Annotated in this window: 13 protein-coding genes, 1 tRNA gene and 1 pseudogene; 6 read left to right on the top strand and 9 right to left on the bottom strand. The window is 33.0% G+C overall.

Going from position 1 to position 15,805, the window contains the following annotated elements:
- Window positions 1-266: 266 nt before the first annotated feature.
- Complete coding sequence (locus EKM05_RS14805) at window positions 267-599, top strand: helix-turn-helix domain-containing protein (protein WP_126553719.1); 333 nt, start codon at window positions 267-269, stop codon at window positions 597-599.
- A gap of 589 nt (window positions 600-1,188) precedes the next feature.
- On the opposite strand, the gene EKM05_RS04370 is transcribed toward EKM05_RS14805, so the two are convergent.
- The 9 genes and pseudogenes from EKM05_RS04370 to EKM05_RS04330 all read right to left on the bottom strand — a co-directional run bounded on the left by EKM05_RS04370 (window position 1,189) and on the right by EKM05_RS04330 (window position 9,998).
- On the bottom strand, window positions 1,189-2,436 hold the full coding sequence (locus EKM05_RS04370; protein ID WP_126553717.1) for a site-specific integrase: 1,248 nt from the start codon (window positions 2,434-2,436) through the stop codon (window positions 1,189-1,191).
- Between the two features lie 270 nt (window positions 2,437-2,706).
- Window positions 2,707-2,794, bottom strand: a tRNA-Ser gene (locus tag EKM05_RS04365).
- Window positions 2,795-2,961: 167 nt separating this feature from the next.
- Window positions 2,962-4,095 carry a 3,4-dihydroxy-2-butanone-4-phosphate synthase gene (gene ribB / locus EKM05_RS04360; RefSeq protein WP_126462748.1) on the bottom strand — a complete coding sequence of 378 codons (1,134 nt, stop codon included), beginning with the start codon at window positions 4,093-4,095 and terminating at the stop codon, window positions 2,962-2,964.
- 8 nt (window positions 4,096-4,103) lie between these two features.
- Window positions 4,104-5,537, bottom strand: a complete 1,434-nt coding sequence (locus tag EKM05_RS04355; RefSeq protein ID WP_126553715.1) for an LptF/LptG family permease — start codon at window positions 5,535-5,537, stop codon at window positions 4,104-4,106.
- Window positions 5,538-5,545: 8 nt separating this feature from the next.
- Window positions 5,546-6,223 carry an outer membrane lipoprotein carrier protein LolA gene (locus EKM05_RS04350; protein ID WP_233590874.1) on the bottom strand — a complete coding sequence of 226 codons (678 nt, stop codon included), beginning with the start codon at window positions 6,221-6,223 and terminating at the stop codon, window positions 5,546-5,548.
- 43 nt (window positions 6,224-6,266) lie between these two features.
- The gene (locus tag EKM05_RS04345; RefSeq protein ID WP_126553711.1) at window positions 6,267-8,714 is read right to left on the bottom strand and encodes a DNA translocase FtsK; all 2,448 of its coding nucleotides are present in this window, start codon (window positions 8,712-8,714) and stop codon (window positions 6,267-6,269) included.
- A 17-nt stretch (window positions 8,715-8,731) separates the two neighbouring features.
- Window positions 8,732-9,106, bottom strand: a complete 375-nt coding sequence (locus EKM05_RS04340) for a diacylglycerol kinase family protein (RefSeq protein WP_126553709.1) — start codon at window positions 9,104-9,106, stop codon at window positions 8,732-8,734.
- Window positions 9,107-9,116: 10 nt separating this feature from the next.
- On the bottom strand, window positions 9,117-9,614 hold the full coding sequence (gene tpx, locus EKM05_RS04335) for a thiol peroxidase (protein ID WP_126462763.1): 498 nt from the start codon (window positions 9,612-9,614) through the stop codon (window positions 9,117-9,119).
- A gap of 186 nt (window positions 9,615-9,800) precedes the next feature.
- Window positions 9,801-9,998 (bottom strand): annotated as a pseudogene (locus EKM05_RS04330) (hypothetical protein).
- Between the two features lie 1,010 nt (window positions 9,999-11,008).
- Here EKM05_RS04330 and EKM05_RS04320 point away from each other — a divergent pair.
- The 5 genes from EKM05_RS04320 to EKM05_RS04300 all read left to right on the top strand — a co-directional run bounded on the left by EKM05_RS04320 (window position 11,009) and on the right by EKM05_RS04300 (window position 15,756).
- A complete protein-coding gene (locus tag EKM05_RS04320; protein ID WP_126553707.1) occupies window positions 11,009-11,806 on the top strand; it encodes a sulfite exporter TauE/SafE family protein in 798 nt (265 codons plus the stop codon).
- Between the two features lie 357 nt (window positions 11,807-12,163).
- Window positions 12,164-13,564, top strand: a complete 1,401-nt coding sequence (locus EKM05_RS04315; protein ID WP_126553705.1) for a rhodanese-like domain-containing protein — start codon at window positions 12,164-12,166, stop codon at window positions 13,562-13,564.
- 11 nt (window positions 13,565-13,575) lie between these two features.
- Entirely contained in the window at window positions 13,576-13,893 is a 318-nt protein-coding gene (locus EKM05_RS04310) for a rhodanese-like domain-containing protein (protein ID WP_126553703.1), read from the top strand.
- Window positions 13,894-14,165: 272 nt separating this feature from the next.
- Window positions 14,166-14,474, top strand: coding sequence for a DUF202 domain-containing protein (locus EKM05_RS04305; protein ID WP_126462775.1), 309 nt, complete (start codon window positions 14,166-14,168; stop codon window positions 14,472-14,474).
- Between the two features lie 67 nt (window positions 14,475-14,541).
- On the top strand, window positions 14,542-15,756 hold the full coding sequence (locus tag EKM05_RS04300; RefSeq protein ID WP_126553701.1) for an MFS transporter: 1,215 nt from the start codon (window positions 14,542-14,544) through the stop codon (window positions 15,754-15,756).
- The last annotated feature ends 49 nt before the right edge of the window (window positions 15,757-15,805 follow it).

Below are 15,805 nucleotides of genomic sequence, written 5' to 3'. Positions count from 1 at the left end.
TGTACACAAAAAAGAAGAAATAGAATAAGATAAACGCTAAAACACATACTATTTAGAAGGGAAACTTTGGATATCCTATTATTAATCTCAGTTCAATCAATTCATCCAAAAGCCTTATGAGTATAATTAATGACAAAAATTTAAATAATATTAAAATGAAGTGAAATTCAAAATTGAAGGTGAAGATGAAAATACAAAAAAATAATAGATTATTTAAGAGGAAAAGATTTTGAAGATGTTCGATTGAGTGGGAATCTAATAAAGGAATGGTGAGGTACTTTCGTAGGCATATTAATATTAAAAAAATAAGAGAACTGAAAAACTTAACACGTGATTTTGTTTCTGCAGAATTAGAAATGAGTACTAGTGGCTATGGAAAAATTGAACGAGGTGAAATTGATTTAACAATTTCGAGAGTTGTTCAAATTGCAGAAATTTTATCGGTCTCTGTTTTCGATATACTATTTTTTGACGCGGAAATTTTTTTCATAAAAGATAATATTCCAATTGAAGTTAATATTAGCAAGAATTATGTTGAAAGAAAGAAACTAATATACTATCACGAACATCCGAATAAAATGCTAAAAAAACAGAATTAATTATTTTGACTGCCTTTCTAAATCGGCCACATGTGTATTTTTATATTAAAGCCACTACTTTTTAATCCTCTAAAAAGAGTTTGAATCTGCCACTTTGTTTATAATAAACCATTGTTTGTTCGGGTTTATTGAATGAAACAATAATTAAAAACTCCATTTTTCCGTTTCGGTCAATGGTTTTACTCCCTGAAAGATAGCGTTTTCGGATAATGATAAAAATTGCCTGTTTTCAAATTATTGAACAACCAAAAAGCCTTAATCTCTTCCTGTTTTTGGTACGAATAAATTTTGAAATTATTTCTGATTCTGATGTAATACCAAATGTTGTTTTGGTTTAAAAACGCTAACCATTTTCCCCCGACAAACTCTCTATCAGCCAAAAGACAATCTACACTTTCCTTGCCGAACCAATTAGCTAATTCATAAAAACTACATATATTGTAAGTCTGCCATATCATTTCGCAAGAATTGCGCATTCCTGACGTAGCATTATTTCATGATCTGTTTTCTTATAATTTGTTCTGAGGTTATATTTCATGTCTTCGAGTTTTATGCTAATATTTTATTTTTTTTATAAATAATAGAGCTTCTAATTGGTCTTATTGATAATTTTATAATTGTTGCAGTTTAACATTTTGTTCCTTAAAATCATCATATCTTCACTCACTTTTTTATCTAATATTTTAGCGTAGTGTTGCGTCGTTCTTATGTTTTTATGACCAAGCATTTTACTCACACTTTCTATGGGAACGCCATTTGTAAGGGTTACAGTCGTTGCAAAAGTATGTCGAGCAATGTGGAAGGTTAAATCTTTTTTAATGCCGAAAACGTCCGCTATTTCCTTCAAGTAGCTATTCATTTTTTGGTTGCTTAAAACCGGTAATAGTTTATCTTCATTTATGCATTGTGGGTGATTGGCATATTTCAGGATTAATTCTTCCGGAATCGGGAGGAGGGGAATGCGAGAAGCTGTCTCTGTTTTTTGTCGATGGGTGAATATCCATTTCCCGCCATCGATACCCATACTGATGTTTGATACCGTTAAGTTTTTGACATCTATATAAGCCAAGCCAGTAAAGCAGCTGAAAACGAAAATATCTTTTACCTGGTTTAATCTTTCGGTTGCAAATACTTTAGAATAGATGTCCTGAACTTCTTCTTGCGTTAGGTAATCTCTTTCGACTTCACGAATTTTTGATTTATAGTTTGCAAATGGATCCTTATCTATCCATCCATTTGAAATACAGATTTTGATTATTTTCTTGAAGTTCTTAATGTATTTAACTGCCGTGTTGTTGGCGCATTTACGAACACTTCTCAAATAGAATTCATACTCTGTTATGAAAGAATGGTCTATTTTATTGATTTCGATATCGGAAACGTTATATTTCCACTGCAAGAAGTCTTTGGTGTGCTTGAGTGAGGTTTTATATCGCTCTAGTGTTCCTGGTGCGTATTCAAGTCCCAAAAGCTCTTCTACTTTCCGGTTGTGTTCTTCGAATATAGGGACGAGCATATGTTGCTGTTCTTTAATGCCGAGAAGTCTATTTTTAAAAACTTCAATTGTGAGGAGTTCGTTGCTGTGTATTAATTCCATTTGGATGTCGAATATTTTTGATTTCAGTAAATCAAGGTATTCATTTAATGAACGAGCATTCTCGGTATTGCCTTTCATTTTTGACAGCTCAGGTGACCATTTAGTAGAATCTATAAATTTTTTGGTACTGAACTCCATTCGATTTCCATCTACAGTTAATCTTACATAGATAGGAAGTTGACCTGCAACATTAGCTTTTGTGCTCTTCGCATAGAAGTGTAATGTGATTTTAGTTTTCATAGTGGTAACCTTTTAATTAGTATTCAATTTAGATTTCTAAAGGATATCAAACAAGATGTTTAAATAGTGGACTAGTGATAAACTAGCCATTGAACAGGTTGTTTGAAATTTTCAAGTTGATTTAGCGAGACCCTGATTTTTGAATTATTGTAGGGTCTCGATTTTGCCTCTTAAAAGATGAGATTAGATGAATAATTTGAATATGTCGTAAAAGCAAAAACCCCGTAAATCATAAGATTTACGGGGTTTTGATACCATTTGTTTTTCTACTGGCGGAGAAAGAGGGATTCGAACCCCCGGACCTGTTACAGTCAACAGTTTTCAAGACTGCCGCATTCGACCGCTCTGCCATTTCTCCAGTAAATTGCTTTCATTATCTGATTGCGAGTGCAAAGATAAGAATCTTTTTTGGTTATACAAATCTATTTTTTTTAAAAAAAGGTCTATTAGATGTACTTATTTTTAATTGTTTCATTTTCTTTACTTTAGCATTTAATTTATTTGAATAAATAAATTATTGTTTTTTTAATAACTGACGTATTCTGTTATTTCTAGTCCGTAACCTATCATTCCTACTCGTTTTCCTGGCTCTGTATTGGATACTAATCGGATTTTTGAAATATCTATATCATGAAGTATCTGCGCTCCGATTCCAAAGTCTTTACTGTCAATTTTAATTTTTGGGGCTTTTATTTCTCCTTCAGCCTGTAAAATTTTAAGCTCTCCAATACGATTCAATAAATTAACAGATTGCATATCTTGATTGATAAACACAACAGCTCCCTTACCTTGTTCGTTAATCACTTTAAACATGGCATCAAGTTGCTGGTCTGCATTATCAGTCAAAGTTCCTAACAGATCATTATTGACTTGCGAAGAGTGTATTCTTGTTAAAATTGGTTCCCCTAAATTCCAAGTCCCTTTTGTCAATGCAATATGGATTTGTTTGTTGGTCGTTTGTTGGTATGCTCTTAAACGAAAGGTACCAAAACGAGTTTGTATATCAAAATCATCTTTCTTAATAATTAGGCTGTCGTGCTGCATTCTATAAGCCACAAGAGCTTCAATGGAAACTAATTTTAGATCGAATTTCTTAGCTACTTTTACCAATTGAGGCAATCGAGCCATAGTCCCATCTTCGTTCATAATCTCTACAATCACACCTGCGGATTTAAAACCCGCTAATCTGGCAAAATCAATTGCGGCTTCCGTATGACCAGTTCTTCTTAGTACGCCTCCTTGTTTAGCAATCAATGGGAAGATGTGCCCGGGTCTTGCTAAATCATGTGGTTTGGTATCAGAATTGGCTAAAGATAAAACTGTTTTTGCTCTATCTGCTGCTGATATTCCAGTGGTCACTCCGTTTCCTCTTAAATCAACCGAAACAGTGAAAGCAGTTTCCATTGGGTCGGTATTATTGCTTACCATTACATGTAGGCCTAGCTCCTTACAGCGGCTTTCTGTTAATGGTGCGCAAATGAGTCCTCGGCCGTGTGTGGCCATGAAATTAATCATTTCGGGTGTTACTTTCTCGGCTGCTGCTAAAAAATCACCTTCATTTTCACGATCTTCATCATCAACTACGATAATAATTTTTCCTTGACGAATAGCTTCTATCCCTTCTTCAATTGTGTTGAGTTGTATATTATTTGTAGTCATTTGTACTGTTAATTTTGTGATGGAAATATTTTTTTTAATATTTTTTGAAATGGAGCCAGAATAACATCCACATTTATCAATCCAATATCATTTGTAGCTCTATAAGTTAGTATAATTGCTAAAGGGGATAATAGTATCGAGGACAACCAGGCACCTAAAAAAGGTGACATTTCATTTTCCTGAGCAATTCTTTTGCCAAAAGAGTTTATGAAGTGAAAGGTTATGAAAATTAAAATTGCAAAAACTATAGGTAGTCCCAATCCTCCTTTTCTAATAATTGCTCCCAAAGGGGCACCTATAAAAAACATTAGAAAACATGCAAATACAATTACAAACTTATCATAAAAAGCAAGTAAGTGTTTATTGATATTTTTTTGTTTATTTTCTAATTCGGTTTTAGAGGTATCAATTGAATACACGGTACTACTAATAGTACTTGTCGCTATTCTTAAAATTTCTATTTGTTGCTCTTTAGTGTACAAGGATAAAATATCTTCAGGAAAGGAGTTTTCTATTTTGAACTCCTTTCGTTTAGTATTGCCAGCAATCCGTATTCGTGCATTGCTATTTTCCGAAAATGAAATAATATCATTTTTTAAATTTTTATTTAACGAATCCAATGTATAGCTTAATTCATTGACAGTAAGCATAGTATTAGTATTCGCAACGCTTTCGTCATTGACATCTACATTATTAAGTTCTGATAAATCAATGTTGATAATATGTTTTTTAAACGAACTTTTGATAAAAGGCATTTTACTGCGATCCTCATATTTTTCTGGAACTATGTCTTCGTAGTAAAAGCCATCATTTAACACTAATTGTAAAATGCTAGATTGTTCACTACTTATTAATTCGCCATCTCGGGCTTTAATAACTGTTTTACTCCCGTCACCAACGTTTGATTTTTTATGAATAGTCACACCTGTAAGGATGTTTCCGTTGTCACCTGTTTTTTTATTTACCTTAATGTTATAAAAACCAACATCACTAAATTGTCCTTCAGCTATTGCCAAGGCTGGTTTTACTTGTGCAATATTTTTTCTGAAATTGATAAATTTATACTCCGCATAAGGAATCACATTATTAGAAAACAGAAAAGCTACTATACTTAATAAAATTATAAATACCGTTAAGCTTCTCATGGCTCTTTGCAAAGAAATTCCAGAAGATTTCATTGCCGCAAATTCATAATTTTCTGCTAAATTACCAAATGTCATTATGGAAGACAGTAATATCGAAAGGGGAAGTACTAAAGGCACAATCCTAGGCATTGAAAATGCTAGGAATTTTATGATCATGAGTAAATCTAAATCCTTTCCTGCTAATTCAGCTATGAATAACCAAACGGTTTGAAGTATAAATATAAAAAAAAGAATTACAAATACTGTGGTAAATGTAGTCAGGAATGTTTTTAATAAGTATTTGTCGAGAATTTTCACCTAATAAATTAATCTAATTTGTTGATGTAGTAATTTGGATATTTACTGCTTGCAAATGTAAATTGATTTTTTGACAAAGGTTGGTTGGTTTTGAAAGAATTAACCGTTAATGTTGTTTTTGTCCCTTTTTTTCCTATTTCAATCAAATTGTAGATGTGTTTCGTTTGTACATCAATTCCTAATAACACCTCTTTTCTTTGGTCTTTAGAGTTAAACGGTATCAACTTTATATACTGAATTTTTCTACCTCTGACATTTTGTAAAACATCCATATTGTACTTATAACCAGTATTGAAAAACGTTAACATTTTAGAAGGTGTAATTGCATTGTCATCTTTATCATTGACCGTTGAAATTGTAATTTCCTCATCTTCAGGAACAATGGTATAGGCTTTTTTTCCGTCATAAATTTTAGTTACTCCCATGAAATTTAAAACATATTGATTGCCTTTCATGGTAACATTTCCTTTACTTTCCTGATTAATGTTTTCTTTTGTATTATTCAAAGAATACTTAAAATCAATTATTATAGTATTGTAGCTTTTGACTTTTGCAGTAACTTGGTCTAAAATATTTTTTGCTTTTTTATCCTGAGCTTGTATCGAAAAACTAAAAAGTAATAAAGTGGTAATAAAAATAAGTCTTTTGCTCAAGTTCTTTAGATTGCTTTTTTTGAATGGCTTCATTTGTTCGCTTTTACTTGAGTTTTGAATCTTTGTTTTCATGTTGTTAATTGTTTTGTTCATTGTTGAAAAATTGATCAAGAGAACTTATATCCAGAATGTTTACACTGCGCGCTTTACTTCCTTCAAAAGGGCCTACAATTCCTGCGGATTCCAATTGATCAATCAATCGGCCCGCTCTGTTGTACCCTAGTTTTAGTTTTCTTTGTAACAATGATGCGGAGCCTTGTTGTGCATTGACAATTATTTCGGCTGCTTCTCTAAACAAAGTATCTCTATCAGAGATATCCATATCAAGATTAATGCCACTTTCTTCCCCAATAAATTCTGGAAGTAAATAAGCGGTAGCATATGCTTTTTGACTACCAATGAATTCCGTTATTTTTTCTACTTCTGGTGTGTCTATAAAGGCACATTGTACACGTACTACATCATTTCCGTTAGTGTATAACATATCGCCACGCCCAATTAACTGATCTGCTCCTTGTGTGTCAAGAATGGTCCTGGAGTCAATTTTTGAAGTAACTCTAAAGGCGATTCGGGCAGGAAAATTAGCTTTTATCAAACCTGTAATTACATTTACCGAAGGTCTTTGCGTCGCAATAATCAAATGGATTCCTATGGCACGCGCTAATTGTGCCAGGCGAGCAATAGGAACTTCTACTTCTTTTCCGGTAGTCATAATCAAATCGGCAAATTCATCTACTACAAGAACGATATACGGTAAAAATCGGTGGCCATTTTCTGGATTCAATTTTCGGGCTTTAAATTTATCGTTGTATTCTTTAATGTTTCGCACCATCGCGTCTTTCAACAAAGAATAGCGATTATCCATTTCTACACACAGGGAGTTTAAGGTATTAACTACTTTTGCATTATCAGTAATAATTGCTTCATCCATGTCTGGAAGTTTGGCTAAATAGTGTCTTTCAATCTTATTAAAAAGGGTCAGCTCCACTTTTTTAGGATCTACCAAAACAAATTTAACTTCTGCGGGATGTTTTTTGTACAAAAGGGAAGTTAAAACAGCATTTAATCCAACAGATTTTCCTTGTCCGGTAGCACCGGCCATTAATAGGTGGGGCATTTTAGCTAAATCAACTACAAAAGTTTCGTTCGAAATGGTTTTTCCAAGAGCTATAGGTAATTCCATTTCGGCTTCTTGAAATTTAGCGGAACCAATAACACTTTTCATCGAAACCATCGTGGGGTTTTTGTTAGGAACTTCAATCCCTATGGTTCCTTTCCCAGGAATAGGGGCAATGATCCGAATGCCTAATGCCGAAAGTGACAGCGCAATATCATCTTCTAGACTCTTGATTTTTGAAATTCGAATTCCTGCTTCCGGAACAATTTCATATAAAGTAACTGATGGTCCAACGGTCGCTTTGATCTGTGCAATTTCAATTTTGTAATTGCGAAGCGTATCTACAATTTTATTTTTATTTTCTTCTAATTCTTCCTGATTGATAGTGATTCCTCCCGTAGAATATTCTTTTAATAGGTCAATCGTAGGAAATTTATAATTGGATAAATCCAATGTTGGATCAAATAATCCAAAATCAGCAACTAATCGCGAGGCTAAATTTTCTTCAATTATATCCTCTTCCGGAGCCGTTTCTATTACAAAAGTATCAATTGGAGCTGCTAATACCTCTGGTTTTGCTATTGGTGTGATTTCCATAGTGAGAGGCTTGGCAACAGGTTCCCGGTTAATATTCGATGCGTTGCTTATTGTAGGTTTTAATGCTTCTTTGTTAATTTCAAATTGATTGCCATTGGTTTTCAAATGAATACTGTCCTCTTCTTCGGTTACGGCAAACTCTTCTAAATTATAACCACTGTTCTCCTTTTTGATGGGACTGGCTGTTGCTAAATCAGTCTTTAATTCTTGTTTTGTTTGATCAAAAAAGGATTGGATTTTTTCTGGTGAAATTTTAATTTTGAAAATTACATATATAATTAACCCAAATAATAAAATCAATAAAGTGCCTGTTTTTCCAATGTAATCTTGTGAAAAAGAATTCAATTCATAACCAATTACACCTCCTAATTCAGGTACTGAAGTAGCAAAAAAACCAAACAAAACTGATAAAACGACGCTCACAAATAAATCCCAAAACCAAATGTTTTTTAGTTTTTTTAAAGGTAATCCTACTATTAAATATATTCCAGTTAAGAAAAATAACCGGACAAATATAAATGCAGCAACTCCAAAACCGTTATAAATTAGCAAATCAGCTAAAAAAGCGCCAAATTTCCCCAACCAATTTTGAACAATTTCCGTACGATCCGCAATCGCATGAACTGCGCTTTGATCTTCTTGACCGTAAATGTAAAAGGAAACAAAAGCAAATAATAAAGCAATTGAAAACAATACTAACAGTGAGCCAAAAACAATTTTATGTTGTTTAGTCACCCTCCAAGGACTATTCTCCGGAGTTTTAGAATCATTTTTTTTGTTTAAAGAAGGTATTTTTGTTGTTTTTGCCATTCGAGTTGTACTAATTCTTACAGGAATTTTGGTGTATAAATAATTAAACCGATTGTTATTGCTGTTAAAGCAGCAAAAAAGACCGCTCCTGCGGCAATATCTTTAATAAACCCAATTTTTTCATTATAATTGGGATGGATAAAATCAGCTACTTTTTCTACAGCCGTATTCAATCCCTCAATGCTAAGAATTAATCCTATTGCCAGAGTTTGAAACAGCCATTCTGTTTTAGTAATACTAAAATAAAATCCAGCAATAGTCAACAGTATGGCTATTGAAACCTGAATCATTATACTGTGTTCTGTGCGGATCAATTTTAAAGCGCCCTTAAATGCATAAGTGACGCTTTTTAATCTTCCCGTAATGAAAGTGGTATCTTTTTGAAACTCCATTAAGATGAAATTAAAGTACAGCTAAAGCCGCTTCATAATTTGGCTCGTCTGCAATTTCAGCCACTTGTTCCGTATGGGTAACTATTCCGTTTTGATCAACAACAATGATTACTCTGGAATGCAATCCGGCCAGAGGGCCATCAGTGATTTCTAAACCATTTACTTTGCCAAATTCACCACCTTGAAAATCAGATAAATTAATGACATTTTCAAGTCCTTCAGCACCACAAAAACGTTTTTGGGCAAAAGGCAAATCTCTAGAAACACATAATACAGTTGTATTTTCTAAAGTACTGGCACTTTCGTTAAATTTTCTCACGGAGGCTGCACACGTTCCTGTATCTATACTTGGAAAAATATTTAAAACTAGTTTTTTACCTTGAAAATCACTAAGCGAAGCTACAGAAAGATCTGTTTTAACTAATTTAAAATCAGCTAATTTAGTCCCTATTTTTGGTAATTCTCCTGAAGTGTGTATTGGATTTCCTCCTAATGTTATTAATGCCATAATTTTGTTTTTTTAATAAGGTTCAAAAGTATGAAAATTATTTAAGAATAAGACCTCAAACAGGTGTTTAAAGTTTCCATTTTTACCTCTTATGATAAACCCGCAGGTACTGCTGTATTCTCTTTTATTGAATAAAACACACACACATTGTTAAGTACGTTTTTAAAATATTGAATATGATTTATTTTATTTGTCGATAGAATCTAGTACTCGTTTCATGAAAGTATTTAAAGCTTCTTTTTTATCAGTTCCGGTTTTTACCAGTTTGCTCATCTCTAAAGCACCTTACATAGTAGAAATTAATTCGCCTATCACATCTAGTTCTTTGTATTTCAAGGATGAAATTTCAGTCATTGCCTCAAGAACTTCTATAGTTTCAATGATATAATCTTCATCATTTTCTGAAGCTAATTTTTTAAATTTTGGTAATTAAATCCTGTAATGTATCTTCGGTTAATTCGATTAAAATAAGTTTGTTTTTTAAGGTTGAAAGAGGCAAAGGTTCAAAGCGACAATGCATGAATTTGTGCAACAAAAAACCTTTGTTGCTCTGAATCTCTGAACCTTTATATCTTTATTTGAATTAATTTAGTACACAACAAAAACATATATTATTGAAATTCAACCAAATAAAGGTCCTGTAATTTGCTGAAAATACTGATATTTCGTACGTTATAGAATTATCACCACATAATTTTTATAGTGAAGAATACCAGTCTTGAGGGTAAAGACACAGAGCTTATTTCAGTTTTACAAGATCATTTCAAAGGAGAGCTCAATTTAGCAAGGGTCAAGCTCATTTGTTTATTCATTACGGCTTTATGCAAAATAAAGACAATCAATTATGATAAGTTAGCATCTGAATTTGCGACAACTGCTACTAAAAATAGCTCTTATAGAAGAGTGCAATGATTCCTGAAGGAATTTGTTTTTCCCATGAAAATAGTTTCTTCTTTGATATTCAATTTATTACCAGCTAAATCCGATTTGGTATTGGTGCTAGATAGAACCAATTGGAAGTTCGGATTTTTGATTAATGATTCTTGATTTCAGATGTGGTAGAACCCTTAAGATCAAATTTATCTCTTTTATTTACTTTATAAATAATACCATTTGCTAAACTGTTTTTATTTTCTCCTATTTGAATCATTCAGAGCGCTACCTACATAGAAAATAAGAAAAAAATTGCTCAAGAATAAAGACAGCTATGCTTTTATTTCGTCTGTAGCCTGTTGATACTCTCCCGTTCCGGAACTGTAAACAATCCATAAGAAATTGTCATTATAATTACCCTAAAGGAATTTGAATTTTAGAAAAAAATTTTTTATATGTGATAAATGTTACTGAATGCAAAAATTTAACAGACAATCTTTGCAATCATAAATTTTACAATTATGGAATATATTGGTTATTTTTCGTCAATACTCATTGGAGTTGCATTAGGGCTCATTGGCGGTGGAGGCAGCATTCTTACCGTACCTGTTTTAGTCTATTTATTTACAGTTGAACCCGTGATTGCAACTGCATATTCATTATTTATTGTTGGCTTGACAAGTGCGGTAGGAAGTGTTGGCTATTTCAAAAAAGGTTTGGTTAGCATAAAAACAGCTATTGTTTTTGGTATCCCATCAATTATCTCCGTTTTTACAACAAGAGCAATAATAGTTCCTGCAATTCCTAAAGAGCTGTTTTCTGTGGGAAATTTTATCTTGACTAAAGACCTTTTTTTAATGCTGTTTTTCGCTGTTATAATGATTATTGCTTCTTATAGCATGATTAAAAAAGACAAAAAACTCGCTTCTGAAGAACCACACGAACAAAAATTCAATTATCCACTTATACTTATAGAAGGAACACTTATAGGAATAATTACCGGACTTGTAGGAGCTGGCGGTGGTTTTTTAATTATACCGGCTTTGGTTATTTTGAGTAAACTTCCTATGAAAGAAGCGGTTGGGACTTCATTAGTAATCATTGCTGCAAAATCTTTAATCGGTTTTTTCGGAGAAGGTGGAGAAAACGTTATTGATTGGCAATTCTTATTTACCATTTCAGCATTTGCAATTGTTGGAATTTTTATTGGTACAGCATTATCCAAAAAAATTAATGGCAACAAACTGAAACCCGCTTTTGGCTGGTTTGTTTTAATGATGGGGATTTATATTATTACTAAGGAGTTATTTCTAAAATAAAATTATTGTATAACAAAAGTCACGTTGATACAGAAGCAATTTAAATAAATTTATCTTCTTATTACTAAAACAAATCCAAAAACAAATGGCTAATCAATATCAAATATTAATAATCAAAGGTCGAGGTAATTCAGTACTTTTTGTTACTCCACAATTGCTTATTAAAAAAATTTAATCAACCAAAATCAAATTATACAAGAGAAGCGGCAAAAATTGTATTTATGCGCCACGACATTCATATTAATAAAATACTACAATTACAGTTATAAAATACTTGTGTAACATATGTCACCATTTTTAATAAATGTAATCTGTAATTTTGGTTTCAAATGAATAATAAACTTAAAAATAAACGATATGTATTTTCAACACATTTACGACAAGAGTCTTGCTCAGGCAAGTTATTTTATTGGCTGTCAAAAAGCAGGTGTAGCCGCAGTTATCGATCCTAAAAGGGATGTTGACACCTACCTTGAAATTGCCAAGCAGAACAATATGAAAATTACTCATGTTTTAGAAACACACATTCATGCTGATTTCCTCGCTGGTTCCAGAGAATTAGCCGCTTTGACGGGAGCAGAAATGTACCTTTCAGCGGAAGGCGGGCCCGATTGGAAATATGAATTCCCTCATGTTGGCATTAAAAATGGTGATGTTCTGAAAGTAGGAAACTTAAAAATAGAAGTAGTTCATACACCAGGACATACTCCGGAAAGCATCAGTTTTCTGCTAACCGATACGCCTGCCAGCGATGAGCCTGTCATGTTGTTCACCGGTGACTTTGTATTTGTGGGAGATGTAGGAAGACCTGATTTGCTTGAAAAAGCAGCAGGAATGAAAGGAACACAGGACATTGGTGCTAAACAAATGTATCAATCCATTACTAAATTCGATGCATTACCTGATTATATTCAAGTATGGCCAGGTCATGGAGCAGGTTCTGCTTGTGGAAAAGCACTAGGAGCCGTTCCAAGCACCACTGTAGGATATGAAAAAATAAGAAACTGGGCTTTTCAGCATAAAAATGATGAAACTGGATTTGTAAAATATTTATTGGAAGACCAACCGGAACCGCCAAAATATTTCGCGATGATGAAAAAACTAAATAAAGTAGATCGTCCGCTTCTTACAACTGTTCCAATATTAAAACAACTGGATTATAGCGAGTTAACAGCAGCTTTAGAAAAAGGAATCAAATTGATTGATGCAAGAGATAAAACGGAATTTTCTACAGGATTTATTCCGGGAAGCATCAACATTCAAGGGAATAATTCATTTGCCACTTGGGCAGGATGGTTTCTTACGTATGAAGAACCTTTTATGTTGCTTGCCGATGAATCACAATTAGATGATTTGACTAGAAAACTAATGCGAATTGGATTAGACAACATTCACGGGTACATTCCTTCTACGAAAATATGGGAAGAAAATGGCGGTTCTTTGGAGAAAGTAAATCAAATTACAATAGAAGAATTTAAAGCCTTACAACAAGAAAAAGATGTTCAAGTTGTTGACCTTCGTGGTGTTGCAGAATACAATGCAGGTCATATCAAAGAAGTTGATAATGTATTTGTAGGTACTTTAGTAAATAATCTGGACAAAATAAGTAAGGATAAAAAAGTATTAATCCATTGCCAAGGTGGTGACAGGGCAGCAATTGCCTATTCATTATTAGCGCGAAATGGGTATAAAAATGTGCTCAACTATTCTCCTGGAATGAATGAGTGGATGAGCCAAAATAATCCTATTGAATACTAAAAACCTCAATTATGTTCGGAATTTTTAAAAATCTGTTTTCAAAAAAAGACACCACACAAATGGAAAAATTAATAAACGAAGGTGCTTTCTTAGTAGATGTTCGCACACCGTCAGAATTCGCAGAAGGTCACGTAAAAGGTTCAACCAATATTCCTTTGGATCAAGTGGCGAGCCAATTAGAAAAATTCAAAGAAAGAGAGCATATTATTGTTTTCTGCCGTAGCGGTAATCGCAGCGGTCAAGCCAAAATGATTTTGGAACAAAATGGTTTCAAAAACGTGACCAATGGTGGTACTTGGCAAGATGTAAACGAAGCGATAAGCAAATAAACAGCTGTTGTTTTAAAAATCGTGTATGCAGTTTAAAACAAGAAAAGTAGTTGTTTTAAACTGCATATTTATTTATTCAGCAATGAAAATTAGAGGACAATAAAAACACTTTGATTTTATTCTACTTATAAATACTGAAAAAACATTTGATTTTTCAAATTCATTTAAATAAAGAAGTAAATTTGATAGTGCTTTTAGAAAAAATTTTCATTTTTACTCTTCTACGAAACAAATACAACTAAACTACTTTTTGCACTTAATTATAAAATAATATGGAAACAAAAAAAGCAGCAAACAAAGACTTAATTTTAAGAGAAAAATTAGCATTGCAACGGACTGTATTGGCCAACCAATCTACTTTTCTTGCCTTTTTGAGAACGTCAATGTATTTTTTGATTGCAGGTTTAAGTTTGAGAAATCTGCTCAAAATTGAAAATAGTTTACTGATTGAAATCGCACTTTTTATCACTTCATTTATCATTTTTGTTTTTGGGACAATCAACTATTTCAAGCATAAAAAATCCATCCTAGAAAATAAAAAACACATAGGTGACTACCAATTAGAATATTACAAATTATAAGAACTTACACTTTTTTATTCCTAACTTCTTTTTCAAACGAAGATTTTAAATTCATAAATTACATCAATTGAAAACAAATACAACCAAACTTGGACTGAAAGAAAATTGGAAACAATTTACTGTTTTGGTTATTGTCAATGCCTTTGTCGGCGGGATGATAGGAATGGAACGAACCATTATTCCAAAATTTGCTGAGATTGAATTTGGCATTGCTTCAAAAACGGCTATTCTCTCTTTCATCATTGCCTTTGGAATTACAAAAGCCATTACCAATTATTTTACGGGCAAACTGGCGAACCGTTTCGGAAGAAAAAATTTGCTTTTATTCGGTTGGATTCTAGCCATTCCAATTCCTTTTATTTTAATTTATGCAGAATCTTGGAACTGGGTGATTTTTGCCAATATTTTATTGGGAATTAGTCAAGGACTTACCTGGAGCAGTACAGTGGTGATGAAAATTGATTTGGTTGGAGAAAAAGACCGTGGACTTGCGATGGGACTCAACGAGTTTGCCGGTTATTTTGCCGTTGGATTAGTTGCTTTTCTGTCAGGCTATATTGCACAAAAATATGGCATTACGCCCTACCCTTTTTACTTGGGAATTGGGATTTCGATAATTGGTTTTTTATTGACTTTGTTTTTTGTGAAAGACACCAGAGTATTTGTTCAAAAAGAAAACACAACGAATAAAACTGAAAAATTAGATAATATTTTTCTCGAAACCACTTTCAAAAACAAAACATTAAGCACCATAACACAAGCAGGATTAGTCAATAACCTGAATGATGGCATGATTTGGGGACTTTTACCTATTGTGTTGCTTTCCTTGAATTATGATTCACAGAATATTGGAATTATAACTGCTATTTATCCTACTGTTTGGGGTTTTGGACAATTGGTAACCGGAAAAATGTCTGATGTTTATTCGAAAAAAAAGATGTTGTTTTGGGGAATGTTACTTCAGGGAATAGCGATACTTTTTATTCCTTTTGCTGCAGCATTCTATCAGTTGGCCGCAATTTCAGCATTTTTGGGTTTAGGAACGGCGTTAGTCTACCCCACCTTTTTATCTGCCATCGCACAAGCTACAACTCCACATCAAAGAGCAGAAAGTATTGGTACATTCAGACTTTGGAGGGATTTAGGATATGCGATAGGCGCGATTATTTCAGGAATAACAGCTGATTTATTTGGTGTAAATTATGCCATTGTTCTAATCGGTGTCATCACCATTGTATCATCACTAATTATTGAAATCCGAATGCCGAAAGACTCTTTATAAAAAACAACCCGCTAATTTTAATCTAAAATCATCTCTTTTTAGAGAATAA

It is taken from the genome of Flavobacterium sp. GSP27 (genome assembly GCF_003970395.1).
GTDB lineage: Bacteria > Bacteroidota > Bacteroidia > Flavobacteriales > Flavobacteriaceae > Flavobacterium.
The sequence above is the reverse complement of the archived record's forward strand: the minus strand, read 5'-3'. Positions and strand labels throughout refer to the sequence as shown.

Bases quoted from the DNA above. Each gene is read 5' to 3' on its own strand.
- EKM05_RS04315 (WP_126553705.1), top strand. From the start codon at position 12,164: ATGTATTTTCAACACATTTACGACAAGAGTCTTGCTCAGGCAAGTTAT.
- EKM05_RS14805 (WP_126553719.1), top strand. From the start codon at position 267: ATGGTGAGGTACTTTCGTAGGCATATTAATATTAAAAAAATAAGAGAA.
- EKM05_RS04320 (WP_126553707.1), top strand. From the start codon at position 11,009: ATGGAATATATTGGTTATTTTTCGTCAATACTCATTGGAGTTGCATTA.
- EKM05_RS04345 (WP_126553711.1), bottom strand. From the start codon at position 8,714: ATGGCAAAAACAACAAAAATACCTTCTTTAAACAAAAAAAATGATTCT.
- ribB (WP_126462748.1), bottom strand. From the start codon at position 4,095: ATGACTACAAATAATATACAACTCAACACAATTGAAGAAGGGATAGAA.
- EKM05_RS04340 (WP_126553709.1), bottom strand. From the start codon at position 9,106: ATGGAGTTTCAAAAAGATACCACTTTCATTACGGGAAGATTAAAAAGC.
- EKM05_RS04305 (WP_126462775.1), top strand. From the start codon at position 14,166: ATGGAAACAAAAAAAGCAGCAAACAAAGACTTAATTTTAAGAGAAAAA.
- EKM05_RS04310 (WP_126553703.1), top strand. From the start codon at position 13,576: ATGTTCGGAATTTTTAAAAATCTGTTTTCAAAAAAAGACACCACACAA.
- tpx (WP_126462763.1), bottom strand. From the start codon at position 9,614: ATGGCATTAATAACATTAGGAGGAAATCCAATACACACTTCAGGAGAA.
- EKM05_RS04370 (WP_126553717.1), bottom strand. From the start codon at position 2,436: ATGAAAACTAAAATCACATTACACTTCTATGCGAAGAGCACAAAAGCT.
- EKM05_RS04350 (WP_233590874.1), bottom strand. From the start codon at position 6,223: ATGAAGCCATTCAAAAAAAGCAATCTAAAGAACTTGAGCAAAAGACTT.